Source organism: Bacillus sp. FSL K6-2971 (assembly GCF_038006405.1).
Lineage (GTDB): Bacteria > Bacillota > Bacilli > Bacillales > Bacillaceae > Bacillus > Bacillus pumilus.
The window spans coordinates 989440-1014217 of the sequence record NZ_JBBOVD010000001.1 but is presented as its reverse complement, the minus strand read 5'-3'; the positions used below and the strand labels follow the sequence as shown (position 1 = coordinate 1014217).

The 24778-nt window shown below is 43.7% G+C and carries 19 protein-coding genes, 16 tRNA genes and 3 rRNA genes; 8 read left to right on the top strand and 30 right to left on the bottom strand.

All coding sequences use genetic code 11. The features are described 5' to 3' along the window. Positions 1-15: 15 nt before the first annotated feature. On the bottom strand, positions 16-1956 hold the full coding sequence (locus tag MHI33_RS05060; RefSeq protein WP_106064876.1) for an LTA synthase family protein: 1941 nt from the start codon (positions 1954-1956) through the stop codon (positions 16-18). Positions 1957-2491: 535 nt separating this feature from the next. Between MHI33_RS05060 and MHI33_RS05055 the strand changes: the two genes are divergently transcribed. From MHI33_RS05055 to MHI33_RS05035, 5 genes are all read left to right on the top strand, one after another. After that, a complete protein-coding gene (locus MHI33_RS05055) occupies positions 2492-3295 on the top strand; it encodes a DUF2262 domain-containing protein (protein WP_340909607.1) in 804 nt (267 codons plus the stop codon). Between the two features lie 18 nt (positions 3296-3313). Further along, on the top strand, positions 3314-4003 hold the full coding sequence (locus MHI33_RS05050) for a DUF1963 domain-containing protein (RefSeq protein ID WP_044141635.1): 690 nt from the start codon (positions 3314-3316) through the stop codon (positions 4001-4003). Positions 4004-4068: 65 nt separating this feature from the next. Continuing rightward, entirely contained in the window at positions 4069-4338 is a 270-nt protein-coding gene (locus tag MHI33_RS05045; RefSeq protein ID WP_044141636.1) for a hypothetical protein, read from the top strand. A gap of 127 nt (positions 4339-4465) precedes the next feature. Beyond that, complete coding sequence (locus MHI33_RS05040; RefSeq protein WP_065097748.1) at positions 4466-4657, top strand: hypothetical protein; 192 nt, start codon at positions 4466-4468, stop codon at positions 4655-4657. A 56-nt stretch (positions 4658-4713) separates the two neighbouring features. Then, positions 4714-5259 (top strand): histidine phosphatase family protein, encoded by a 546-nt coding sequence (locus tag MHI33_RS05035; protein ID WP_340909601.1) that lies wholly within the window; start codon positions 4714-4716, stop codon positions 5257-5259. 30 nt (positions 5260-5289) lie between these two features. Here MHI33_RS05035 and MHI33_RS05030 read toward each other — a convergent pair whose 3' ends face one another. From MHI33_RS05030 to MHI33_RS04925, 22 genes are all read right to left on the bottom strand, one after another. Continuing rightward, positions 5290-5994 (bottom strand): hypothetical protein, encoded by a 705-nt coding sequence (locus MHI33_RS05030; protein ID WP_044141639.1) that lies wholly within the window; start codon positions 5992-5994, stop codon positions 5290-5292. A 49-nt stretch (positions 5995-6043) separates the two neighbouring features. Further along, on the bottom strand, positions 6044-6838 hold the full coding sequence (locus MHI33_RS05025; RefSeq protein WP_340909594.1) for a phosphotransferase: 795 nt from the start codon (positions 6836-6838) through the stop codon (positions 6044-6046). A 327-nt stretch (positions 6839-7165) separates the two neighbouring features. Then, a tRNA-Leu gene (locus tag MHI33_RS05020) sits at positions 7166-7247 on the bottom strand. Between the two features lie 36 nt (positions 7248-7283). Beyond that, positions 7284-7372 (bottom strand) — tRNA-Leu (locus MHI33_RS05015). Positions 7373-7385: 13 nt separating this feature from the next. Beyond that, positions 7386-7456: transfer RNA gene (locus MHI33_RS05010), tRNA-Cys, on the bottom strand. Between the two features lie 5 nt (positions 7457-7461). Continuing rightward, positions 7462-7536 (bottom strand) — tRNA-Gly (locus tag MHI33_RS05005). A 7-nt stretch (positions 7537-7543) separates the two neighbouring features. Next, positions 7544-7615, bottom strand: a tRNA-Gln gene (locus MHI33_RS05000). 9 nt (positions 7616-7624) lie between these two features. Continuing rightward, a tRNA-His gene (locus MHI33_RS04995) sits at positions 7625-7700 on the bottom strand. Positions 7701-7730: 30 nt separating this feature from the next. Then, positions 7731-7804 (bottom strand) — tRNA-Trp (locus tag MHI33_RS04990). A 13-nt stretch (positions 7805-7817) separates the two neighbouring features. Beyond that, a tRNA-Tyr gene (locus MHI33_RS04985) sits at positions 7818-7902 on the bottom strand. Between the two features lie 15 nt (positions 7903-7917). Then, a tRNA-Thr gene (locus MHI33_RS04980) sits at positions 7918-7990 on the bottom strand. A gap of 9 nt (positions 7991-7999) precedes the next feature. Beyond that, positions 8000-8072, bottom strand: a tRNA-Phe gene (locus MHI33_RS04975). An 18-nt stretch (positions 8073-8090) separates the two neighbouring features. After that, positions 8091-8167 (bottom strand) — tRNA-Asp (locus tag MHI33_RS04970). Positions 8168-8215: 48 nt separating this feature from the next. Continuing rightward, positions 8216-8292, bottom strand: a tRNA-Met gene (locus MHI33_RS04965). Positions 8293-8307: 15 nt separating this feature from the next. Continuing rightward, a tRNA-Val gene (locus tag MHI33_RS04960) sits at positions 8308-8383 on the bottom strand. Positions 8384-8415: 32 nt separating this feature from the next. Beyond that, a tRNA-Glu gene (locus MHI33_RS04955) sits at positions 8416-8490 on the bottom strand. A gap of 17 nt (positions 8491-8507) precedes the next feature. Continuing rightward, positions 8508-8598, bottom strand: a tRNA-Ser gene (locus MHI33_RS04950). Positions 8599-8602: 4 nt separating this feature from the next. Further along, positions 8603-8677: transfer RNA gene (locus tag MHI33_RS04945), tRNA-Asn, on the bottom strand. Positions 8678-8686: 9 nt separating this feature from the next. After that, positions 8687-8802: ribosomal RNA gene (gene rrf / locus MHI33_RS04940) — 5S ribosomal RNA — on the bottom strand. A gap of 109 nt (positions 8803-8911) precedes the next feature. Beyond that, a 23S ribosomal RNA gene (locus MHI33_RS04935) occupies positions 8912-11842 on the bottom strand. Between the two features lie 182 nt (positions 11843-12024). Beyond that, positions 12025-13573, bottom strand: a 16S ribosomal RNA gene (locus MHI33_RS04930). Together the 16S, 23S and 5S rRNA genes with 16 tRNA genes alongside form the textbook arrangement of a ribosomal RNA operon. Before the next feature lie 317 nt (positions 13574-13890). Next, entirely contained in the window at positions 13891-14769 is an 879-nt protein-coding gene (locus MHI33_RS04925) for a nucleotidyltransferase-like protein (RefSeq protein WP_065097424.1), read from the bottom strand. 189 nt (positions 14770-14958) lie between these two features. Here MHI33_RS04925 and MHI33_RS04920 point away from each other — a divergent pair, with 189 nt between their 5' ends. Next, a complete protein-coding gene (locus MHI33_RS04920; protein WP_003217804.1) occupies positions 14959-15306 on the top strand; it encodes a YgzB family protein in 348 nt (115 codons plus the stop codon). Between the two features lie 34 nt (positions 15307-15340). On the opposite strand, the gene perR is transcribed toward MHI33_RS04920, so the two are convergent. Both perR and bcp read right to left on the bottom strand, forming a co-directional pair. After that, positions 15341-15778, bottom strand: a complete 438-nt coding sequence (perR, locus tag MHI33_RS04915) for a peroxide-responsive transcriptional repressor PerR (protein WP_012009347.1) — start codon at positions 15776-15778, stop codon at positions 15341-15343. A 158-nt stretch (positions 15779-15936) separates the two neighbouring features. Continuing rightward, positions 15937-16404, bottom strand: coding sequence for a thioredoxin-dependent thiol peroxidase (gene bcp / locus MHI33_RS04910; RefSeq protein ID WP_012009346.1), 468 nt, complete (start codon positions 16402-16404; stop codon positions 15937-15939). A 128-nt stretch (positions 16405-16532) separates the two neighbouring features. Between bcp and MHI33_RS04905 the strand changes: the two genes are divergently transcribed. Together MHI33_RS04905 and MHI33_RS04900 are read left to right on the top strand one after the other, a co-directional pair. Beyond that, complete coding sequence (locus MHI33_RS04905) at positions 16533-17828, top strand: glutamate-1-semialdehyde 2,1-aminomutase (RefSeq protein WP_340909588.1); 1296 nt, start codon at positions 16533-16535, stop codon at positions 17826-17828. Between the two features lie 246 nt (positions 17829-18074). Further along, on the top strand, positions 18075-19148 hold the full coding sequence (locus tag MHI33_RS04900; RefSeq protein ID WP_340909586.1) for an FUSC family protein: 1074 nt from the start codon (positions 18075-18077) through the stop codon (positions 19146-19148). 31 nt (positions 19149-19179) lie between these two features. Here MHI33_RS04900 and MHI33_RS04895 read toward each other — a convergent pair whose 3' ends face one another. The 5 genes from MHI33_RS04895 to MHI33_RS04875 are packed head-to-tail and all read right to left on the bottom strand — an operon-like array spanning position 19180 to position 24685. Next, positions 19180-20076 (bottom strand): ABC transporter permease, encoded by an 897-nt coding sequence (locus MHI33_RS04895; protein ID WP_217012987.1) that lies wholly within the window; start codon positions 20074-20076, stop codon positions 19180-19182. A gap of 17 nt (positions 20077-20093) precedes the next feature. Further along, positions 20094-21095 (bottom strand): ABC transporter permease, encoded by a 1002-nt coding sequence (locus tag MHI33_RS04890; protein ID WP_340909581.1) that lies wholly within the window; start codon positions 21093-21095, stop codon positions 20094-20096. A 60-nt stretch (positions 21096-21155) separates the two neighbouring features. Next, on the bottom strand, positions 21156-22742 hold the full coding sequence (locus MHI33_RS04885; RefSeq protein ID WP_340909578.1) for an ABC transporter substrate-binding protein: 1587 nt from the start codon (positions 22740-22742) through the stop codon (positions 21156-21158). After that, a complete protein-coding gene (locus MHI33_RS04880; protein ID WP_106066790.1) occupies positions 22717-23694 on the bottom strand; it encodes an ABC transporter ATP-binding protein in 978 nt (325 codons plus the stop codon). The genes MHI33_RS04885 and MHI33_RS04880 overlap by 26 nt, the downstream gene beginning before the upstream one ends. Further along, positions 23663-24685 (bottom strand): ABC transporter ATP-binding protein, encoded by a 1023-nt coding sequence (locus tag MHI33_RS04875; RefSeq protein ID WP_326480609.1) that lies wholly within the window; start codon positions 24683-24685, stop codon positions 23663-23665. Before MHI33_RS04875 ends, MHI33_RS04880 begins: the two co-directional genes overlap by 32 nt. Between the last annotated feature and the right edge of the window lie 93 nt (positions 24686-24778).

The following is a 24778-nucleotide window of genomic DNA, read 5'->3' as shown; positions in this document are numbered from 1 at the left end:
TTGCCCAAAACTCAGTTACTTAGTAGAAGAATCCTCTTCTTTTTCTTTTGATTTACCATAGAAATAATCAGATGGATTCACTGGTTTAAAATCAGACAGCTTATGGAATCGAAGAAGATCCCTATAAAGCACTTTATCTGAAAGGCTTAACTGATTATCGACACGGGCTTTAATCGCCTCTGTCTTTTTATTTTGTTTCACAACTTTACCTGTTTTTGTATCGTAGACAGTGTTATCTACAAGTGTATATTTTGGTGTCACATAGTTTCCGTTACGGAATGCAACAGTTTGATCATGCTTCTTAGAGAATAGATCTGTTCCAAAATTCACATACTCATTTGAATCAATACCTTGTAAGTGAAGAAGCGTAGGCATCACGTCTACTTCACCACCATACGTATGGTTCACGCCGCCCTGTTTGCCAGGAATACGAATCATGAGTGGTACACGCTGGTTTTGTGCATTTTGATAAGGTGTAATTTCTTTCCCTTGAATTTCACTCATTGCACGGTTATGGTTTTCAGAAATACCGTTATGATCACCATATAATAAAATGACAGAGTCTTTATACATACCTGATTTTTTCAAGTCTTTAAAGAATTGCTCTAATGACTCATCTAGATATCTTGCTGTTTGGAAGTAGTTATCTACTGTTTTGTCACCAGTTGTTGCCTTAGCAATCGTCGCATCTTTTTCATCTAAATTAAATGGATAGTGATTAGTCAATGTCATTAAATGTGCATAAAATGGTTTTTTCATTGATTTTAGCATCGGGATTGATTCTTTGAAGAATGGTTTATCCTTTAGACCCATATTCACAAGATTTTCTTCATCCATGTTGTAATATGAAGCATCGAAGAATTGATCATATCCCATATGCTTATAAATCGTGTCACGGTTCCAGAAAGATTTGTAATCCCCGTGAAGCACTGCGCTCGTATAGCCTGCTTTTTGATCTAGGATGGCAGGGAGTGATTGGTAAGTATTTTCACCTTTTGTCACAAACGCTGCTCCCTCTGGCAAGCCGAACATACTATTATCCATCATTAGCTCAGCATCAGCTGTCTTTCCTTGACCTGTCTGATGGAAGAAGTTATCGAAATACGTAAAGTCCTCTTTACCATGAGCCAGTTTGTTTAAAAACGGTGTCACTTCTTCTCCATTTAGTTTGTAGTCAATTAAGAAAGACTGGAAGCTTTCTAAATGGATTTTAATAATGTTTTTCCCTTTAGCTTTACCGAAATACTCTGCGTTTGGCTTTGCATAGTGAGAAGCTGTATAGTTTACAACATCCGTTAAATCTTCACTGCTCGCATTTGCTACCTGTGTTGCATTTTGTGCTGATTGTACTCCATCATAAATCGTATAATTATAAACACCTAAATATTTGACAACATACTTGTGATCAAATGTTCTTGTTAATAATTCTGGACGGTCCTTTTCAGCTAAATGAAGGTTTACAAAGAACAGTCCTACACCTGTAGCCACAATCAACAGTGCAAATGTCTTTTTCATTTGGAATTTCTTCACTTCTGGTCTCCAAATCACAATCGCAATCAAGATAATAATATCAAGGAAATACAAAAGGTCATGCGGCTTAATACTAGATAACACACCGCCAGTCATGCCTCCTCCAAGATTGCCTGCTTGCTTCATTGTGGAGAAAGTCAAAAAGTCATCAAAGAAACGGTAGTACGCTACATTCGCATATAAAAGTGCGGTCATAATAAAGTCAATGACAATTAAAACAATGGCAGATTTACGACCCTTCAAAAAGAGAGCCAGTCCCAAAAACACAATGGCTGAACTAAATGGATTTAATAAGAGAAGACCCTCTTGAAAAGAACCTTTCACTCCTAAATTAAAGTCCATTTTGTAGGCTGCGTACGATTTCGCCCAAAATAAAAGGACAGCCAATACAAAAAAGCTATATTTGTTCGCAAATATTTTTTTCATAAAACCTCTTCTTTCTTAATTATCGTTCTGATATAAATGAAATCATAAAAAATTTACATTGATTTTGCAAATGTAAATCTTCTTCACCAAGCATTCCGATGCTCTGTTTCCGCCGGATATATGTGCTCCTTTAATATAACGAATGAGAAGCATCATAGGTTTCAAAAAAAAATACGAGTAAATAAAAGGAAAAATATCCATTTACATTTCATTTACACACACTTTGCAATTCAATAGATGAAGAAGGGTTTGTAAATCACTCATTACTACTTTACTTTTTTCATCTATTCATGTCAAAGTAATTATAAAGAAAAGGAAGAATCACCTAGGCTTTTCGACTCATTTACCCAAATATATACAAAATTCGATACATAACATATTCGTATTTATTGTGACTCAACCTCCAGCCATCCATGTATTTTCTCTCCTTCTGACAATCTAAAAAAGTTTTAAGCAAAAAAAGCTTGATTTCTCCTCCTGATGTACGGTGTGATAAACATATAGATTTTCAACAAATCAGGCTGGAGGACATCACATGAAACATAACAAACAAATGAACGCATTTGAAGAACGATTTTCAGAAGAAATAGACCACATCATTGCTGTCACAGGACCTTCAGGAGTAGGTGCAGGAAAAGCCGGACAGGAATCTCTTTGGACCGCTTCTATTCCACTGATTGCATGGAAGGAAAAAGACCTCATCAAAACCGAAAACATAAGGCTCTGCTGGTTAACAGATGAAGAGGGATTAAGGGAAAAGCAGGCACAATTACATAAAGAATCAATCATGACACTTCAGGTCCGAAAAGGTGAAGGTGAGTTCATGCTTGTATCACTCATCGATACAGATACACAGGATGAAGAGCTGCAAGAGATACTAGAAGAAGCCAAAAAACCTGTCTTTTATCATAATGACCTGCTGGGCACCTTTGAATTAGTGAAAGGACTAGACTTATTTGAAACAACGATCCAGTGGAGTAATCAAGAATGCCTGCTCTACTTTAACCTCGAAGAAGATGAAAAAGTAAACGACTCTCTTCGAACCGCTAGACAACTCATGAAAGAGCAGACTACATGGGATGCTTCTATTAAATCATTTGCAGCAAATCAGCTGCTTGAATTAGCTAAAGACTGGCAGGAGCAAGATGACTCCTCTGAAACACAAGAAGAGCTCACACTGGATCAATTTATGAGCCGCATCTCACTTAAAAGTCTGCATGCTTACCCAGATGGAGAGTTTGAAGTCTACTGTCATGACGGTGATTTATTTTGGGGACATGTCATCATTGTCTCAGGCAATATCAATGGCACGTTTCAAGATGCCCACATTGCAGGCTAAAGATTGGAGGGATAAGTAATGGAGATCAAGGCTTTTCATGAATTAAAAGAACTAGGAAAAACACCCGTCGTGGCTAAGATTGGCGGCTTTCTTCCTGATCCAACAGCACACAGCTGGTTTGCCGGTCATTTCTTCATCCACCCCGATCAAGGCTGGCCCGCAGATCAAGATGGCGTCATGATTCCGATCTTACAAATTTATTTACCTGAAGTGCCAGGAGGAATGAACGGATTCAATGAATGTAAAATGATTCAAATCTTTCTCAACCAGAAAGCACTTCCGATGGATATCACAAAAAACGGAGAAGGCTGGAAGCTCATTGAATATGTAGATATGGAAGGATTAGAAGTAGTTGAAACTCCTGAAGAAGTGAGAGGACTCAAACCCTTTCAAATCCAATGGAACCAAAATGAGCAAGAAGACTACCCTTGCTGGGAAGAAGCGTGGTCATACGTCGATTTATCAGAAGTAAATGAAAGTGATGAAGCGACAGAACATTTCTTTGATCAATACACAAATTATTCATTCACAAAAATCGGTGGGTATGGTGCATATATTCAATCCCCACCCCATCATCAACTAGGCAAATTCATGCTGCAAATCGCCTCAGAAGAAAAACCTCGGTTCATGATTGGTGATAACGGCACGATGTATTTCTATTACGACAAAGACACAAAAGAATGGTCTATGCATTGGGATTGTTTTTAAAGTTTTATTGAATGAAGCCTTTCCTCCTTCTAAGCGTAGGAAATAATATGGAAGGAGGAACCAACATGGGATTCATTTTCGATATCTTTTCACTTGCTGTATTTATCCCTTTTCTACAGGTAGATGAAGAGGATATCTCTAGAAACGCAGCCCATCTCAAAAAACATAGCTGGTTTCATGAGTTATTAAATGATCCAGCTTACAGACATCTCATCATTTATCATCCAGATGTCCGCCAAGTCATTGGCAGATGTAACACAGATAAACTTCATCAGAAGCGATACAACTTAAAATGCAAACGTAACGTGCTGAAAGCATTACGTCGTGCCAAGTAAATGGACAAAAGGGCCGCGCTTTCCTGTGGCTCTTTTCATCGTTCTCTAAGAAAACATTTGACGCCTGGACAACTCTCCCCGTATATTATGTATAAATCCATCTTTTTCATAGAAAAGGGGGCTTTACATGCGCTTGTTTAAGTACTGGAGAAAAAAGCAGCCTAAACAACAGATCACCTCAGAAATGAAAGAAGAAAGCATCCCAATCAACTTCTCCACACTTCCCTTTGGTACAGACACCTTAGATGATTTTTTGTTCAATTTAGACCTCACCTCGAAGCTCACAGATCCCTATAAAGAAACAGATCCGAACAAATGAACCTATCCTCATCCAATCCTGGATGATTTTTTTATACTTGATGAAAGGTGTGGCCCATGAAAACATATTATATCGTTAGACACTGCCAAACCAATGGACAATCCGAGGATGCGTCTTTAACGCCACAAGGCATCGCACAATCTCACGCACTAGCACAGTTTTTTAATGGCATTCACCTCAATCAGATCATCTCAAGTCCCTATAAGCGAGCGATCCAAACCACTGAGCCCCTTGCTCATACAAGACAACTCAGAGTGAAAATTGATCAGCGTCTTTCTGAACGTGTGCTAAGCCTCAAACCAATGGACGATTGGTATGAGAAACTAAAGCTCAGTTTTACGGACTTACACCTGACTTGTGAAGGCGGTGAATCAAGCCTTGAAGCCATGAACCGCATTGTAGAAGTACTATACGAACAAATAAGTTCAGGAAAAGATCGTACCCTATTCGTCACACATGGCAATATTATGAGCCTGCTTCTTAAACATGCCGATCCCACGATTGGATTCAAAGAGTGGGAGAAACTAAGCAATCCAGATGTCTATGTCCTGAAATATTTCAAGCCAGATCATATAGAAATAGAACGAATATGGCATAAATAAACGGCAGAATGAATTCTGCCGTTTCCTCATCTATTGTTGATAATAAAAAGCCTCTACCCACTCATACGGCTTCTTACGCTCCGCACACCATTTCATGAAGCCTCTTGTCTCCGTTTGCTGAAATTTCTTCCAGTCCGATAAAAGCTGATCATAATAGGCTACTTGTTTTTCAACATTGGTACGAATCCTCTTATCTTCGATCAGCATCATGACATCTTCAATGCCTTGAATTCGCTCTTGATCTTTCTCATAGGTGCTTAAATAAAGATCTTCATGTATATGATGAAACGAATACCATAGAACCGATAAATAGGTTTCGCAAATTTGAACAATGACACGCTGCTCCTTGCTGCCTCCAAGCTCTAGTGCCTTCAATAAATAGGGCAGCCCTTCTCCCTGATGCACAAACAAGCCCTGCCAGCGATACGGTCTCACATCCATAGGATCAACCTTCTCCCACTCTTGCAGAACAGGCTGAATCACCCCAATGATCAATGGATACACAAGCAAATGATGACCATCCTCAAACCGTTCAATCTTCTCAAACAGCCAATCAACAAATGAACGCCGTGCTGCAAAATCGTTCTCCTTCATCTCTTCAACAAAAAACTGAAGAACCTTTAACGCATCTTTACGCAGACCCTGTTCTTTCTTCACACAGTACTGTCTAAAAAGCGGATAAGCATGTGATCCCTCGTCTTCAATGATGGTCTGTAATATCGTCTTCATTTGCAAGTTAACAACTCCGCCTTTTTACATTCATTTTTAGAAGCCCTTGGCACCCTCAAATCCATTCTTTTCGGTGTTCATGAATGAATTGAATGTCTTTTTGATAATGTTCAAGGTGCCCCTCATGAATCATTTTTTGAAAAGCTATATCACCTTCACTCGCTTTTCGTTTCATGTACTGACATAACCCTTTTAAACGCAGCAGCACCATATCCAAATAATCTTCTGCTATTTTCTCCCCATAAGATTCAAAAAACAGTTTCACTCTATGCTTTATATGGTCTGCATGTTCTGATGAATGGTAGTTCACGATCTCTCCTGTTTCGGTGCGAAAAAACCTACTGAGAGGTACACAAGTATACAGAGTATATGCGATATCCCACAGCCTTGGACCAGGAGCAGCTACATCAAAATCAATGATTCCTACTGGTTTTTCATTATTGAAAATGATATTGTACATAGCAAAATCATTATGGCACACAACCTCTATGTTGTTAGGCGTATTGTCCATTCGTTCCCAATCGTCTGAAATGGGAAAATCAAAAACAGCATCATGATACAGTCTAAGCACTCTCGCTATTTCTTTTAAGGCATGGTGAGAGCACATGTATTCTTTTAAGGGATCATGACCGGCTACGCCTTCAATGAAGGACAATATCTCTCTACCTTTTTCATCAACCCCTAAAAACTTTGGAGCATAGGAGAAATTCTTTTTTTCTAAATGCTTTAGCAGCTTTTGGATATTGATATTATCTGACTTTACTTCTCGACGAACCGTATCTCCAAAACGATATACGTTCGAGACATTTCCACCTGTCAATAACTCTTCATGATCATTCTGTTTTTTCATAAATTCTCCCCTCAAATTGGGTCACAATGATGATATCAGCTAAAGATGTGTATTTACCCAAATATTCATTTAGTTACACAAAAAGGTAGTACACACTGTTTTATGGGAATGCGCTACCCCATTTTGTTTCCTTACATGATTAAATGTATCTTATCAAATGTTGCAAATCATCTAAAGATTATTCTGCTAAAAGAAGTACATGCTCATTATTTTTTAATAGGTTTCTATTTTTATCTAAATAACTCATTCAAACCACAAAAAAACGTTTCACCACGAGGGTGAAACGTTAGGTTGACGGTAAAAACCGATCATGAAACTTTTAATAGATACCGGTGGCCGGGGTCGAACCGGCACTCCGTGAGGAACACGATTTTGAGTCGTGCGCGTCTGCCAATTCCGCCACACCGGCATGATCATTAAAGAGCGCAACTTATGATAAAAAACATGGTGCCGAGGGCCGGACTTGAACCGGCACGGTAGTCACCTACCGCAGGATTTTAAGTCCTGTGTGTCTGCCAATTCCACCACCCCGGCAGTCTTTTCAAAAAGGCGACACCCGGATTTGAACCGGGGATAAAGGTTTTGCAGACCTCTGCCTTACCACTTGGCTATGCCGCCATTATTGGAGCGGAAGACGGGATTCGAACCCGCGACCCCCACCTTGGCAAGGTGGTGTTCTACCACTGAACTACTTCCGCAAATCAACTGGGCTAGCTGGATTCGAACCAACGCATGACGGAGTCAAAGTCCGTTGCCTTACCGCTTGGCTATAGCCCAATAATAAAATGGGGCGATTGATGGGAATCGAACCCACGAGTGCCAGAGCCACAATCTGGTGCGTTAACCACTTCGCCACAACCGCCATAGATGTTATGAATCATATTAAGAAAATTGGCAGGGGCAGTAGGAATCGAACCCACACCGGAGGTTTTGGAGACCTCTGTTCTACCTTTAAACTATGCCCCTATGAAAATAAAAATGGTGGAGGGGGGCGGATTCGAACCGCCGAACCCGGAGGGAGCGGATTTACAGTCCGCCGCGTTTAGCCACTTCGCTACCCCTCCACATTTGAAAAACAGTGCCGGCAAGAGGACTTGAACCCCCAACCTACTGATTACAAGTCAGTTGCTCTACCAATTGAGCTACACCGGCAAATAGTGATGGCTCGGGACGGAATCGAACCGCCGACACACGGATTTTCAGTCCGTTGCTCTACCAACTGAGCTACCGAGCCAAGTATTCATTTTAAAAATGGCGGTCCGGACGGGACTCGAACCCGCGACCTCCTGCGTGACAGGCAGGCATTCTAACCAACTGAACTACCGGACCATTTTGGTTGTACTCAATGAGCACTCCCCATTGGTACATAAAATAATTTGGTTGCGGGGGCAGGATTTGAACCTGCGACCTTCGGGTTATGAGCCCGACGAGCTACCGAACTGCTCCACCCCGCGATGATATAAAAGATATGGTGGAGGATGACGGGCTCGAACCGCCGACCCTCTGCTTGTAAGGCAGATGCTCTCCCAGCTGAGCTAATCCTCCGAATAAAAAATACTGGTGTATATTCTATAAAATGGTGACCCGTACGGGATTCGAACCCGTGTTACCGCCGTGAAAGGGCGGTGTCTTAACCGCTTGACCAACGGGCCCTTTATTATGTAAATTGTGGCGGAGAGCAAGGGATTCGAACCCTTGAGACGGGGTTACCGCCTACACGATTTCCAATCGTGCTCCTTCGGCCACTCGGACAGCTCTCCAAATTGGCTCCGCAGGTAGGATTCGAACCTACGACCGATCGGTTAACAGCCGATAGCTCTACCACTGAGCTACTGCGGAATGAAGAAAGCCTGGCGATGTCCTACTCTCACAGGGGGAGACCCCCAACTACCATCGGCGCTGAAGAGCTTAACTTCCGTGTTCGGTATGGGAACGGGTGTGACCTCTTCGCCATCATCACCAGACAATTTAGTGACAAAAGATATTATACTATGTATTGAAAATAAATCAAGAGATATTTAAAAAATGTTCTCTCAAAACTAGATAACAATGTTCAAGCTTCACATTAGAATATAGGTTAAGTCCTCGATCTATTAGTATCTGTCAGCTCCACGTGTCACCACGCTTCCACCTCAGACCTATCAACCTGATCATCTTTCAGGGATCTTACTTCCTTGCGGAATGGGAAATCTCATCTTGAGGGGGGCTTCATGCTTAGATGCTTTCAGCACTTATCCCGTCCGCACATAGCTACCCAGCGATGCCCTTGGCAGAACAACTGGTACACCAGCGGTGCGTCCATCCCGGTCCTCTCGTACTAAGGACAGCTCCTCTCAAATTTCCTGCGCCCGCGACGGATAGGGACCGAACTGTCTCACGACGTTCTGAACCCAGCTCGCGTACCGCTTTAATGGGCGAACAGCCCAACCCTTGGGACCGACTACAGCCCCAGGATGCGATGAGCCGACATCGAGGTGCCAAACCTCCCCGTCGATGTGGACTCTTGGGGGAGATAAGCCTGTTATCCCCGGGGTAGCTTTTATCCGTTGAGCGATGGCCCTTCCATGCGGAACCACCGGATCACTAAGCCCGACTTTCGTCCCTGCTCGACTTGTAGGTCTCGCAGTCAAGCTCCCTTGTGCCTTTACACTCTGCGAATGATTTCCAACCATTCTGAGGGAACCTTTGGGCGCCTCCGTTACATTTTAGGAGGCGACCGCCCCAGTCAAACTGCCCACCTGACACTGTCTCCCTGCCCGATAAGGGCAGCGGGTTAGAAGGTCAATACAGCCAGGGTAGTATCCCACCGATGCCTCCACCGAAGCTAGCGCTCCGGTTTCCAAGGCTCCTACCTATCCTGTACAAGCTGTACCAACATTCAATATCAGGCTGCAGTAAAGCTCCACGGGGTCTTTCCGTCCTGTCGCGGGTAACCTGCATCTTCACAGGTACTATAATTTCACCGAGTCTCTCGTTGAGACAGTGCCCAGATCGTTGCGCCTTTCGTGCGGGTCGGAACTTACCCGACAAGGAATTTCGCTACCTTAGGACCGTTATAGTTACGGCCGCCGTTTACTGGGGCTTCAATTCGCACCTTCGCTTACGCTAAGCGCTCCTCTTAACCTTCCAGCACCGGGCAGGCGTCAGCCCCTATACTTCGCCTTACGGCTTCGCAGAGACCTGTGTTTTTGCTAAACAGTCGCCTGGGCCTATTCACTGCGGCTTCTCGGGGCTTTAACACCCTAAGAAGCACCCCTTCTCCCGAAGTTACGGGGTCATTTTGCCGAGTTCCTTAACGAGAGTTCTCTCGATCACCTTAGGATTCTCTCCTCGCCTACCTGTGTCGGTTTGCGGTACGGGCACCTCTCACCTCGCTAGAGGCTTTTCTTGGCAGTGTGGAATCAGGAACTTCGCTACTAAATTTCGCTCGCCATCACAGCTCAGCCTTCACGGGAAACGGATTTGCCTATTTCCCAGCCTAACTGCTTGGACGCGGATATCCAATACCGCGCTTACCCTATCCTCCTGCGTCCCCCCATTGCTCAAATGGTGAGGAGGTGGTACAGGAATATCAACCTGTTGTCCATCGCCTACGCCTTTCGGCCTCGGCTTAGGTCCCGACTAACCCTGAGCGGACGAGCCTTCCTCAGGAAACCTTAGGCATTCGGTGGACGGGATTCTCACCCGTCTTTCGCTACTCATACCGGCATTCTCACTTCTAAGCGCTCCACCAGTCCTTCCGGTCTGACTTCACAGCACTTAGAACGCTCTCCTACCACTGTTCGTAAGAACAGTCCGCAGCTTCGGTGATACGTTTAGCCCCGGTACATTTTCGGCGCAGAGTCACTCGACCAGTGAGCTATTACGCACTCTTTAAATGGTGGCTGCTTCTAAGCCAACATCCTGGTTGTCTAAGCAACTCCACATCCTTTTCCACTTAACGTATACTTTGGGACCTTAGCTGGCGGTCTGGGCTGTTTCCCTTTCGACTACGGATCTTATCACTCGCAGTCTGACTCCCAAGGATAAGTCATCGGCATTCGGAGTTTGACTGAATTCGGTAACCCGGTAGGGGCCCCTAGTCCAATCAGTGCTCTACCTCCGAGACTCTTACCTTGAGGCTAGCCCTAAAGCTATTTCGGAGAGAACCAGCTATCTCCAGGTTCGATTGGCATTTCACCCCTACCCACACCTCATCCCCGCACTTTTCAACGTGCGTGGGTTCGGGCCTCCATTCAGTGTTACCTGAACTTCACCCTGGACATGGGTAGATCACCTGGTTTCGGGTCTACGACCACGTACTCATGCGCCCTATTCAGACTCGCTTTCGCTGCGGCTCCGCATCTTCTGCTTAACCTTGCACGGGATCGTAACTCGCCGGTTCATTCTACAAAAGGCACGCCATCACCCTTTAACGGGCTCTGACTACTTGTAGGCACACGGTTTCAGGATCTATTTCACTCCCCTTCCGGGGTGCTTTTCACCTTTCCCTCACGGTACTGGTTCACTATCGGTCACTAGGGAGTATTTAGCCTTGGGAGATGGTCCTCCCGGATTCCGACGGAATTTCACGTGTTCCGCCGTACTCAGGATCCACTCTGGAGAGAACAACATTTCAGTTACAGGGCTGTTACCTTCTTTGGCGGGCCTTTCCAGACCTCTTCGCTTATATCGTTCCTTTGTAACTCCGTATAGAGTGTCCTACAACCCCAAGAGGCAAGCCTCTTGGTTTGGGCTGTTCCCGTTTCGCTCGCCGCTACTCAGGGAATCGCATTTGCTTTCTCTTCCTCCGGGTACTTAGATGTTTCAGTTCCCCGGGTATGCCTTCTCATACTCTATGTATTCAAGTATGGATACTACTCCATTACGAGCAGTGGGTTTCCCCATTCGGAAATCTCCGGATCAAAGCTTGCTTACAGCTCCCCGAAGCATATCGGTGTTCGTCCCGTCCTTCATCGGCTCCTAGTGCCAAGGCATCCACCGTGCGCCCTTTCTAACTTAACCATTTCTTACTTTAGAAAGAATCACTATGTGTGATGAACTTTGCATTGCATTCAATGTGAATGTATTACTTATTGTTATCTAGTTTTCAAAGAACAATCCTGTCTCGCTAGAGACATGTCTTGAAGGAATGATCCTTCAAAACTAAACAAGACGAAAACGCACACTGCTCCATATATCCTTAGAAAGGAGGTGATCCAGCCGCACCTTCCGATACGGCTACCTTGTTACGACTTCACCCCAATCATCTGTCCCACCTTCGGCGGCTGGCTCCATAAAGGTTACCTCACCGACTTCGGGTGTTACAAACTCTCGTGGTGTGACGGGCGGTGTGTACAAGGCCCGGGAACGTATTCACCGCGGCATGCTGATCCGCGATTACTAGCGATTCCAGCTTCACGCAGTCGAGTTGCAGACTGCGATCCGAACTGAGAACAGATTTATGGGATTGGCTAAACCTTGCGGTCTCGCAGCCCTTTGTTCTGTCCATTGTAGCACGTGTGTAGCCCAGGTCATAAGGGGCATGATGATTTGACGTCATCCCCACCTTCCTCCGGTTTGTCACCGGCAGTCACCTTAGAGTGCCCAACTAAATGCTGGCAACTAAGATCAAGGGTTGCGCTCGTTGCGGGACTTAACCCAACATCTCACGACACGAGCTGACGACAACCATGCACCACCTGTCACTCTGTCCCCGAAGGGAAAGCCCTATCTCTAGGGTTGTCAGAGGATGTCAAGACCTGGTAAGGTTCTTCGCGTTGCTTCGAATTAAACCACATGCTCCACCGCTTGTGCGGGCCCCCGTCAATTCCTTTGAGTTTCAGTCTTGCGACCGTACTCCCCAGGCGGAGTGCTTAATGCGTTAGCTGCAGCACTAAGGGGCGGAAACCCCCTAACACTTAGCACTCATCGTTTACGGCGTGGACTACCAGGGTATCTAATCCTGTTCGCTCCCCACGCTTTCGCTCCTCAGCGTCAGTTACAGACCAGAGAGTCGCCTTCGCCACTGGTGTTCCTCCACATCTCTACGCATTTCACCGCTACACGTGGAATTCCACTCTCCTCTTCTGCACTCAAGTTTCCCAGTTTCCAATGACCCTCCCCGGTTGAGCCGGGGGCTTTCACATCAGACTTAAGAAACCGCCTGCGAGCCCTTTACGCCCAATAATTCCGGACAACGCTTGCCACCTACGTATTACCGCGGCTGCTGGCACGTAGTTAGCCGTGGCTTTCTGGTTAGGTACCGTCAAGGTGCGAGCAGTTACTCTCGCACTTGTTCTTCCCTAACAACAGAGCTTTACGATCCGAAAACCTTCATCACTCACGCGGCGTTGCTCCGTCAGACTTTCGTCCATTGCGGAAGATTCCCTACTGCTGCCTCCCGTAGGAGTCTGGGCCGTGTCTCAGTCCCAGTGTGGCCGATCACCCTCTCAGGTCGGCTACGCATCGTCGCCTTGGTGAGCCATTACCCCACCAACTAGCTAATGCGCCGCGGGTCCATCTGTAAGTGACAGCCGAAACCGTCTTTCATCCTTGAACCATGCGGTTCAAGGAACTATCCGGTATTAGCTCCGGTTTCCCGGAGTTATCCCAGTCTTACAGGCAGGTTACCCACGTGTTACTCACCCGTCCGCCGCTAACATCCGGGAGCAAGCTCCCTTCTGTTCGCTCGACTTGCATGTATTAGGCACGCCGCCAGCGTTCGTCCTGAGCCAGGATCAAACTCTCCGAGGTATGCAGGATGCATATCACACATGCGTTGCTACACGATGTAGCGAACTTAGCATGTGATCATTTCCTGCCTCGTCAGCGTTTGACTGACTACCTATGATGTTTCATAGGATTTTTTATAAAAACTCGAATTAACAGGTACGTTTTGTCTTGTTTAGTTTTCAAAGATCATCTTCGTCGTCTCTCAGAGGCGACTTTCTCAATATAACATTTCGACGCTGAGTGCGTCAAGTGTTTTTTAGAATTTCTTTTTGTCAGCTTTTCTTTCAAAGCAACTTGGTTGCTCGTTAGCGACGTATAATAATATACCATCATAATATTCAGGCGTCAATATCTTTTTTCACAAAATATCCTCGATGATAGATTTTTTGTCCCTTTGTCTCAATCGGCTCCACTTGAACAATTCCTTTTTCTACAAAGAAATCAATCATGACGCTAAGGTCAGGCGTGAAATACTTGAGGTCAGGATGCGCGAGAAGCTCGCCAAAAAGCCATATATCTTGCTGTTCCATGACATGACGCAAATGAGCGGCGCCAATTTCTGCTTTTGAATGGATCAAAAAGTCATTTGCTAAAAATAAAAGTTCCAAACGCTTATGAAGGCTTTCGTGGCTTTCAATGAGTTCTGAATAAAGTTTATATACTTCCGGTTCCATATGACGCACCTGATTCCAAACTGTCACTTCTGGGTGGAAACCTTTATCGATCACTTCAATACGTGCCAAATGATGCAGAGCATGCACAATTGAATTATATGCATCAAGGAATTGATTTGACTCAAAAAATGCTTTTCCTTCTATATATCTGCGAATTAGCTTGCCGTATTCTAAGCCAATTTTAAGTTTGCGGTTTGAAAATGGGAATGTACTCAGGTCATCAATTAAATTGAAAATATATTCATTTCGATCAAATAGGACTTTCCCATTCAAAATCCAATCAATGATTCGGCGGTTTGTGCCAAGGGTAATCCATTCCTTCAACTGCTCATCTGTGACAATATTTAAAGAAGCTGTTTGGTGATCGGATTCATAGTGCTTGATAAATAACGGCTCTTCCGCTTCTTTTACAATGACTAAAAGAGCTGCATCAAAGTTATCCGTCTCAGAAGATACTTTGTGTCTTCTTTCTACTATAATCACAGCCAATGTGTCTGGGTGGCTTGCTCTCTCTTGATAAATAGGACGGAGAAGATTTTCCATAGTGATTCCTCCAATACTCGGGTGTAAAGTTCTTCTCTAATGCTATGTATTTCTCCTCATAGAATCAAAATTCCTTCAATTCAAGAAAAAAGATCATTGAATCATTATAAGCAATTTATTCACAAAACTCTATAACTAATTCAAACGGAAAGGTAAAATGTGCTATATTGGAGACAAGGGGGGCTAGGGATGGCGAAATACTCCAGTAAGATTAATAAAATCAGAACATTTGCACTTAGTTTGGTTTTTGTTGGCTTTCTGATCATGTATATCGGTGTGTTCTTCAAGGAATCGATTTGGCTGTCGACTTTCTTTATGCTGCTCGGCGTCTTATCGATCGGATTGAGTACAGTGGTTTACTTTTGGATCGGTATGCTTTCTACGAAGGCAGTCCGTGTCGTATGTCCAGGCTGTGAGAAGGAAACAAAAGTGCTTGGGCGGGTGGACATGTGCATGCATTGCAGAGAGCCGCTTACACTCGATCCAGCATTGGAAGGCAAAGAGTTTGATGAATCTTACAATCGAAAAAAGTCATAAAAAAAGCTGACCATTTAACCGGTCAGCTTTTTCATTAATGATTTTCTTTTTTCGCACATTCTTGACAAGTCCCATAGATCTCCAAGCGATGATGACTGACTTTAAAGCCCGTCACATGGGATGCAAGCTGTTCAACTTCATCAAGGCCAGGATAATGAAAGTCCACTATTTTTCCGCAGTTTTCACAAATCGCATGATAATGATCAGATGTCGCAAAATCAAATCGGCTTGAGGAATCACCGTACGTTAATTCCTTTACTAATCCAGATTCCCGGAAGACTCGTAAATTGTTGTAAACCGTTGCGACACTCATATTTGGAAATTTCCCTTCAAGTGCTTTATATATATCGTCCGCGGTTGGGTGAGTCATAGAATTTACGAGAAACTCCAAGATGGCATGGCGCTGCGGAGTAATTCGAACACCGGTTTCTTTTAAAGCATCTAAAGCGTCTTTTAGTTCGTGAGCAGCCATTTCATCATGCACCTCTCTTCAAAAATATTCTTATATTATAATCTTTATAAATAGTGTACCCCCAGAGCCGAATCTTTGTCAATTACAATCCTCTTTTTTACCTATTCTTCTTCACAAAAAAAGACCAGTATGTCTGCCGGTCCTATCCTGTGATGATATTAAGCGTGAGCTTTCAGTTCCTCAAGCGCTTCTTCTACGTGGTCTTTTACCTTAACTTTTCTCCACTCTTTCACAAGCGTTCCTTCTTTATTAATAAGAAACGTTGAACGTTCGATGCCCATGTATTCTTTGCCAAAGTTCTTTTTCAGCTTCCATACTCCAAAGGCTTCAGACAATTTCTGTTCGTCGTCTACAAGAAGTAAGAACGGTAAATCATGTTTTTCTTTAAACTTCTGATGCTTGTCCTGACTGTCTGGGCTTACGCCAATAATGACAGCATCTAATTCTGCAAAGCTTTGATGGCGATCTCGGAAATCACATGCTTCTGTTGTACAGCCGGGTGTCATATCTTTTGGATAGAAATAAAGGACAATATGTTTTCCTTTAAAGTCAGAAAGCTTTACTTTCTCCCCGTTGTCACCGGTTAATTCAATTTCAGGTACTTGCTGGCCTACTTCGATTGTCATAACACAATCCCTCCAACCTATTTTTAAATAGCCTATCCAATTTTGAGAGGATATTCAACTAAGGACGCTTGCATTGGCATGTTAAAATAATGATAGACGACGTGATACGTTGAGATAGGAGGCTATTTATGAAATTCACAGAATCAGAAAAATTACATCAAGAGGCGCTGGAGCATATTGTTGGAGGTGTCAACAGCCCCTCTCGTTCATATAAGGCAGTAGGCGGCGGTTCACCCGTGGCTATGGAAAAAGGAGAAGGCGCTTATTTTTGGGATGTTGACGGGAATCGCTATATCGATTACTTAGCAGCATACGGCCCCATTATTACAGGACATGCCCACCCTCATATTACAAAAGCGATTACAAAAGCGGCTGAAACAGGTGTCCTTTTCGGAACGCCAACGAAGCATGAAGTCACTTTTGCTAAAATGCTGAAGGAAGCCATGCCTGCTTTGGACAAAGTTCGCTTTGTCAATTCAGGTACTGAAGCGGTGATGACAACGATTCGTGTCGCACGTGCATATACAGGCAGAACAAAGATCATTAAGTTTGCCGGATGCTATCACGGTCACTCTGATCTTGTACTTGTGGCAGCTGGCTCTGGTCCTTCCACTTTAGGAACCCCTGATTCAGCGGGCGTTCCAAAGAGCATCGCCAATGAAGTGATTACCGTTCCATTTAATGATATTGACAGCTACAAAGAAGCATTGAATCGATGGGGCGATGAAGTCGCAGCTGTCCTTGTCGAGCCAATTGTCGGGAACTTCGGCATCGTGGAGCCTCAGGACGGTTTCCTGCAGCAGGTCAATGACCTCACTCATGAAAAGGGCGCACTTGTGATCTACGATGAAGTGATTACAGCTTTCCGCTTTATGTACGGAGGCGCACAGGACTTGCTTCAAGTAAAACCTGACCTCACTGCATTAGGAAAAATCATTGGCGGCGGACTTCCGATCGGTGCTTATGGCGGTAAAAAAGAAATTATGGAGCAAGTCGCTCCTCTTGGACCAGCCTATCAAGCTGGCACGATGGCAGGAAATCCCGCATCCATTCTTTCTGGTATTGCCTGCTTGGAAGTGTTAAAACAAGATGGTGTTTACGAGCGTCTTGATCAGCTTGGCGCTATGCTAGAAGAAGGCATTTTAGCCCATGCAAAAAAACATCAAGTAGATATTACAGTGAACCGCTTAAAAGGGGCTCTCACGATCTATTTCACAAAAGAAACCATTGTGAACTATGAGCAGGCTGAAAATACGGATGGCGAAATGTTCGCCCGCTTCTTTAAATTAATGCTTTCGCAAGGGATTAACCTCGCTCCTTCTAAATATGAAGCTTGGTTCTTAACGATCGCACATACTGAAAAAGATATTTCTGAGACGCTGCAAGCAGTAGATCATGCGTTTGAACAGTTGAAACAATCATAATAGGGTCAAAAACAGGCGTAAAAAAATGCGCCTGTTTTTTTATTTATCAGCTCTTGTTTGTCAAAAGCGTGTGAATCTGTTACATTTCTTCTCAATACCTTCTTTTGATGTTTTCATGAACTTTCAAAAATCACTTGAATATTTCGGAAGACCGCTGTATATTACTTAGTTGTTCATCAAAATATTTATAATAAATGACGAGTGATCATCTATTATCTAAAAGAAAGGAATGCAGGGACAAAACCAATGAAACTTGGAGCCCGTATTTTAAAAACTGGTATTGCCATTGTACTCGCGCTTTACCTGGCAACATGGCTTGGGTTGCCAACGCCCGTCTTCGCGGGAATTGCAGCTGTATTTGCTATCCAGCCATCTATTTATCGATCTTTTTTAACGATTGTTGATCAAGTGCAAGCCAATATTATTGGAGCAGCACTTGCCATTACGTTCGGCCTGCTTTTTGGTACTGGACCAGTCATTATCGGTTTAACCGCCGTCATGGTCATTGCCATTAATTTAAAACTGAAGATTGAACACACGATTCCAATTGCACTTGTAACCGTCATTGCGATTTTAGAAAGTGCAGGGGATCATTTCCTTTCCTTTGCCTTAATTCGAACAGCTACTGTGGTGTTAGGAGTTCTTTCTTCATTTTTAGTGAATTTAATCTTCCTGCCGCCAAAGTATGAAACAAAGCTTGTTCATCACATTATGGAAAATACGGAGGAGATTTTAAAATGGATCCGTCTGAGCTCCAGACAGTCTACTGATCATTCCATTTTAAAAGATGACATCGATCAAATAAAAGAACGCATGATCAAATTAGATCACATTTACTTGTTATACAAAGAGGAACGAAGCTATTTAAAGAAAACAACCTATGTAAAATCAAGAAAGCTCGTTTTGTTCAGACAGGCCATTATGACATCGAATCGTGCCCTGTACTTGCTGAAAAAGCTTCATAAATTAGAAAATGAAATTCATTTGATGCCAGAGCATTTCAAGGAAAGCTTAACAGATGAAATTGATTACTTACTGTATTGGCATGAGCGCACCTTGATGAAATTCGTCGGTAAAATGAAACCACAGGACGATGAATTTCAAAATGAATGCTCTCTTCGCCTTGAAACGTTAACGAAATCATTTATCCAGCATCAGCAAAACCAAGAAAACGACTTACTCGATTACAATATGCTAAATGTCATGTCCAGCATCATCGAATACCGTGATGAACTAGAGCATTTAGATACATTGATTACAAGCTTCCAGACGTATCACCCAAAAGACAGTGAAATTGAGACAGAAGAAAAAGAAGCATAAACTGAGAAAAGACCAATTCCTAGAATTGGTCTTATTTGATTTTCTTCATTTTAGGATCCAGTGTGTCTCTTAATCCATCTCCCATCAGGTTAAAACCTAAAACTGTCAGCATGATCGCTACACCTGGGAAAATTAATGTCCAAGGGGCTTGAACGAGATAAGGTCTCGCATCGGCGAGCATTTTCCCCCACTCTGGGCTTGGTGCCTGTGCACCCAATCCTAAAAAACCTAAAGCCGCAGCCTCGATAATCGCTGTTCCGATCGCAAGCGTCGCCTGTACGATGACCGGCACCATACTGTTTGGCAGAATGTGACGCAGCACGATGCGGCGGTGTGACATCCCAATCGCCTTTGCTGCTAGCACGTATTCTTCTTGTTTAATACTCAGCACTTTTGAACGAACGAGTCGTCCAAAGGTTGGGACATTAATAATCGCAATGGCAATAAGGGCATTTTGTAAAGAGGGTCCTAAGATGGAGACGATCGCAATCGCTAGTAGAATACTAGGAAAAGCGAGTAAAATATCAAATACTCTCGAGATCACAGCATCTAGCACTCTTCCGCCATAGCCTGCAATTAATCCAAGCAGTGTGCCTAAAATGACAGACCCGAGAACCGAGAAAAAACCAACCCATAAGGAAATCCGCGCGCCATGCACAACTCTTGAAAATATATCTCTGCCGAAATCATCTGTACCAAACCAGTGCGCAGCTGATGGCGCACTAAATCGCTCACCGAGAGATTGTTCATTGATTCCAAAAGGAGCAATGAGCGGTGCAAATATCGCTAAGATGAGAAATAAAAAGACAATCACACTGCCAATGACCGCCAGCTTGTGCTGAAAGAACAGCTTCATCGATTCAAGAATCAATGATTGAGAGCGTTCTTCTTTTGGCTGAGGTGGTTCAAGCTCTTTTTGCGCTTCCATGTTATCACTCTCCCTCCCTAATATTTAATCCTTGGATCAATGACCGCATACAAGATGTCCACAATGAAATTGATCAGGACAAATATGAGCGCAACGACGAGAATGCCTGTTTGAATGACTGGGTAATCACGATAGCTGATGGCGTCATATATATACCGCCCAATGCCCGGCCATGCAAAAATGGTCTCTGTTAAAATGGCTCCGCCAAGCAAGAGACCTGTCTGAAGACCAATAATCGTCAAGATCGGAATAAGCGCATTTTTCAACCCATGCTGATAAATGATGAAAAATGAACGTACCCCTTTTGCTTTTGCTGTTCGAATAAAATCTGAATGAAGCACTTCCAGCATACTTGCCCTTGTTATCCTCGCAATAATCGCAGCAGGGATTGTAGCAAGTGCTGTACTTGGTAAGATCAAATGCTTGATGCTGTCAGTGAATTGATCAAACCGGCCTTGCAAAAGCGTGTCCAGCGTATGAATATAGGTGATTGATTCCACTGGAATTCTTACATTTTCACGTCCCGTTGTCGGTAAAATACCTAATTCAATCGAGAACAGCCACTGCCCCATTAAGCCTAACCAGAAAATCGGCATGGACACTCCAATGAGTGCAATAAACATCGCGACATAATCAAAGAAAGAATGTTTAAACCAAGCACTGATGATTCCAGCATTAACCCCCACAACGATCGCCAGCACCATGGCAAAAAAGGTCAATTCTAACGTCGTAAATAAGTACGGCTTCATTTCCTGGGCAATAGCCGCTCCTGTTCGTATCGAAGTCCCTAAATCTCCTTTTAAAAGGCCCAGCATGTAATGTAAGTATTGAACATACCAAGGCTGGTTTAAACCGAGCTGGATGGTTAACTGTTCTACCGCTTCTTTCGTTGCCCGCTGTCCTAAGATGACCTGTGCTGGGTTCCCTGGAATAAACCGTATAATTGAAAACACGACCAATGTCATTCCGATCAATACCGGGATGAGCATTCCTGCCCGCTTCATACAATAAGCAAACAAACAGCTTTCACCGCCTTTTCTTTGTTTGAATAAGGGAGATACAAGATCTCCCTTATTTGCTTATTCGAAATACACGTCAGTCAAAGCTTCTGAACCAGTTGGATGCGGCTGGTAGCCTTTTAAATCACTAGATGCTGCAAGCATTGGGATGGAATGCACCAATGGAATCCAAGGTGCTTCATCATGAATGATTTCTTGTGCTTTTTTATATAGCTCATTTCGTTTCTTTTGATCTGTGTCTGTTTGTGCTTCAATGAGGATGTCGTGCATTTTATCGTTTTCGAAGAATGTATAGTTGTTGCCGCCAATGCTGTCTTTGTCCAAAAGTGTGTAGATGAAATTATCAGGATCGCCATTGTCCCCTGTCCAGCCTAATAAGAACACATCAGCTTCCCCTTTACTTGCCTTATCTAAATAGGTCGCCCAGTCGTAAGTCACAATTTCTGCTTTGACTCCGACCTTTTCAAAGTTTGATTGAATGACTTCTGCTACCTTCATCCCATCTGGCATATATGGACGCGGTACAGGCATCGCCCAAAGCTTGATACGAAAGCCGTCAGGAAAGCCCGCTTCTTTTAAAAGTTCCTTCGCTTTTTCAGGATCATACGGATACGGATCAATGTCGTCATTGTAGCCTTCTAAAGCTGGCGGAAGAGGATTTTTTGCTGGCTCGGCAAGCCCGCCATAAAATGACTTAATAATGGATTCTTTATCGACCGCGTAATTGAGCGCTTGACGAACGAGCTTGTTATCAAGCGGCTTTCTTGTAACGGTCAGTCCGATATAGCCTACGTTCATTGATGGTCTTTCAATGAGCTGGAGGGCTTTATCCGTTTTAATGCCATCTAAATCTGACGGATTCACGCCATCCATCAAATCGATCTCGCCTGTTTTCAAAGCATTTAAACGAGCCGAGTTTTCTGGAATCGAGCGGAAGATGATTTGATTCAGTTTTGGTTTATCCTTCTGCCAGTAATCTTCGTTCTTTTCTAACACGATACGGTCGTTTTGTTTCCACTCTTTAAATTTGAATGGTCCTGTTCCTACTGGATTCTCGCGAAAGGAATCGCCGCTTTTTTCAACAGCCGCAGGACTCGCAATGCCAAACGGTGACATGGCAATGTTTTTAAGGAATGTCGCCTGCGGGCGCTTTAGCTGAAATTCAACTTCATGCTCACCTTTGACGATGATGTCTTTAATCACATGTCCTTTATCTTTTTTATAGCCACCAAACATGCCGTAGTAAGGGAATTTTTCTGCATCGCCATTCATCCAACGATCAAAGTTGAATTTCACTGCTTCTGCGTTAAAGTCTGTGCCATCGTGAAATTTCACACCTTCTCTTAAGTAGAATGTGTATGATTTTCCGTCCTTTGCAACATCCCAGTCTGTTGCGAGACCTGGATGGATGGTCGTGTCTTTCTCACCATAATTCAGCAGCTTTTCAAACATATTCTCTGTGACCTTGAAGGTTTCGCCTTCTGTTGTTGTGATTGGATCAAGTGAAGTGGAGTCTCCTCCTCTGCCAAATACGAGGGTATCTTTTGTTGCTTTTTCTTCTGATGACGGTGCGGACGAGCATCCCCCCAAAAACAGTGCAAGCGCCAGCACAAAAATGAAACTACTGAACAACCATGTCTTCTTCATTGTGTTCCTCCTTTTGATATAAATAACACGCCGCTGCGTGCCCCGGTTCCTCCTCATACAAAGCAGGTACTGCTTTTAAGCATTTCTCCCACCTTTTTGGACACCTTTTGTAGAAAGGACATCCGCCGCTTGGTGTCATGGCAGACTCTTCTGCCGACACATCTTGCGTCTCTAGCACGTGATCCATATGTGGAATGGATTTCAGAAGCAGCGATGTATAAGGATGAAGCGGGCTGTGAAATACGTCTTCGGCAGGCCCCACTTCGACAATCCGGCCAGCATACATGACTGCGATTCGGTCGCTCATATATCTGACAACACCAAGATCGTGAGAAATAAATAGATACGTTAGAGAAAGCGTCTTTTGCAATTCAAGCATCAAATTCAAAATTTGCGCTTGAACGGATACATCTAAAGCCGAAACGGGTTCATCGGCAATGACAAGACTTGGATGGGTAATGAGTGCTCTAGCAATCCCAATACGCTGCCTTTGTCCACCGCTAAATTGGTGCGCATAACGTTCTCCGTAGGAAGGGTCAAAACCGACAATATGCAACATCTCTTTTACCCGCTTCCGTCTTTCTGCTTTCTTTCCATGTCGATGGACAATGAGCGGTTCCTCTAAAATATCTTTGATTTTCATTCGTGGATTTAATGAAGCGTATGGATCTTGGAAAATCATTTGAATGTCTTTTCTTAAAGAACGCATCTCTCTTTCTTTCAAAAGAGTGACCTCTTGTCCTTTCAGTTGAATAGAGCCTGACGTCGGTTCAGTCAATCTCATTAAGCTTTTGCCAAGTGTTGATTTCCCGCAGCCCGATTCACCAACAATGCCAAGCGTTTCCCCCTCCTTCACATGAAAGGACACTTGATTTAAAGCCAAAGTCGAATGGTTTTTTTTAGAAAAAAAAGCGGCTGTGTCATACCGTTTTGTCAGCTGATTCACTTGCAAGAGTGGGTGACTCAGTGTCTTCTCCTCCTTCCATTAGAAAGCATGCCACGCGGTGATCCTGTTCAATGGATTGTAAAACTGGATCTTCTTCAAGGCATTGCGCCATTTGATAAGGGCAGCGCGCGGCAAATTGACAGCCGGATCGAATGGTCCCCGGCTTTGGCACATGACCTGCAATAGAGATGAGCTTTTCTTTTTTCTCTTTAAACGATGGAACTGAGGCGAAAAGACCTTTTGTGTAGGGATGCAGAGGTTTTTGAAAAATACGGTCAACGGTTCCTTCTTCTACGATTCGACCGGCATACATAATCATGACTCGCTGGCATATTTGCCGCACGACGCCTAGATCATGGGTAATAAATAAGATCGCGGTGTCCATCTCTTCATTCAGCTTTTTGAGCAGGCGAAGGATTTGCGCTTGGATGGTCACATCAAGTGCAGTTGTTGGTTCATCTGCGATCATGAGCTTTGGGTGACAAAGCATCGCCATCGCAATCATCACACGCTGACGCATGCCACCTGATAATTCATGTGGGTATTTTTTAAGCAACGATTCGGCTTGCTTCAATCCGACTGTCTGAAGCAGATCAACCGCCTTCGCTTTTGCTTTTTTTTGACCGATTGCTTGATGTGTGAAAAGGGCTTCCGTCATTTGTTTGCCGATGGTCATTAATGGGTTCAGAGAGGTCATTGGTTCTTGGAAGATCATCGAAATATCATTTCCTCTTATTTCTCGCCACTGTTTTTCTGAAAGCGACAGCAGGTTTTGCCCTTCGAATTGGATCTCTCCCGTTGTATGTGTTTGCTGGTTCAGTCCCATTAATGACATAGATGTGATACTTTTCCCGCAGCCAGATTCGCCAACAATTCCTAAGGTTTCTCCTTTTTGAATCGAGAACGATATGTGATGGACGATGGGTACTTTTTGCTTTTTTTGCTGAAACGCAATGGACAGCTGTTTGACATCTAGCAGCACGTCTTGTTCTTTCACATATTCACCACCCCGTCATACTTTTTAAAATTGTATTGAGACAAGCTGGGAAATATGTCATGTTTTTGACAGGCATAAAAAAGCCTATCCGCT

What these genes read in the sequence shown, in the direction of transcription:
- MHI33_RS05060 (WP_106064876.1), bottom strand. Translation starts at nt 1,956, where the DNA reads ATGAAAAAAATATTTGCGAACAAATATAGCTTTTTTGTATTGGCTGTC.
- MHI33_RS05055 (WP_340909607.1), top strand. Translation starts at nt 2,492, where the DNA reads ATGAAACATAACAAACAAATGAACGCATTTGAAGAACGATTTTCAGAA.
- MHI33_RS05050 (WP_044141635.1), top strand. Translation starts at nt 3,314, where the DNA reads ATGGAGATCAAGGCTTTTCATGAATTAAAAGAACTAGGAAAAACACCC.
- MHI33_RS05045 (WP_044141636.1), top strand. Translation starts at nt 4,069, where the DNA reads ATGGGATTCATTTTCGATATCTTTTCACTTGCTGTATTTATCCCTTTT.
- MHI33_RS05040 (WP_065097748.1), top strand. Translation starts at nt 4,466, where the DNA reads ATGCGCTTGTTTAAGTACTGGAGAAAAAAGCAGCCTAAACAACAGATC.
- MHI33_RS05035 (WP_340909601.1), top strand. Translation starts at nt 4,714, where the DNA reads ATGAAAACATATTATATCGTTAGACACTGCCAAACCAATGGACAATCC.
- MHI33_RS05025 (WP_340909594.1), bottom strand. Translation starts at nt 6,838, where the DNA reads ATGAAAAAACAGAATGATCATGAAGAGTTATTGACAGGTGGAAATGTC.
- MHI33_RS04925 (WP_065097424.1), bottom strand. Translation starts at nt 14,769, where the DNA reads ATGGAAAATCTTCTCCGTCCTATTTATCAAGAGAGAGCAAGCCACCCA.
- MHI33_RS04920 (WP_003217804.1), top strand. Translation starts at nt 14,959, where the DNA reads ATGGCGAAATACTCCAGTAAGATTAATAAAATCAGAACATTTGCACTT.
- perR (WP_012009347.1), bottom strand. Translation starts at nt 15,778, where the DNA reads ATGGCTGCTCACGAACTAAAAGACGCTTTAGATGCTTTAAAAGAAACC.
- bcp (WP_012009346.1), bottom strand. Translation starts at nt 16,404, where the DNA reads ATGACAATCGAAGTAGGCCAGCAAGTACCTGAAATTGAATTAACCGGT.
- MHI33_RS04905 (WP_340909588.1), top strand. Translation starts at nt 16,533, where the DNA reads ATGAAATTCACAGAATCAGAAAAATTACATCAAGAGGCGCTGGAGCAT.
- MHI33_RS04900 (WP_340909586.1), top strand. Translation starts at nt 18,075, where the DNA reads ATGAAACTTGGAGCCCGTATTTTAAAAACTGGTATTGCCATTGTACTC.
- MHI33_RS04895 (WP_217012987.1), bottom strand. Translation starts at nt 20,076, where the DNA reads ATGGAAGCGCAAAAAGAGCTTGAACCACCTCAGCCAAAAGAAGAACGC.
- MHI33_RS04885 (WP_340909578.1), bottom strand. Translation starts at nt 22,742, where the DNA reads ATGAAGAAGACATGGTTGTTCAGTAGTTTCATTTTTGTGCTGGCGCTT.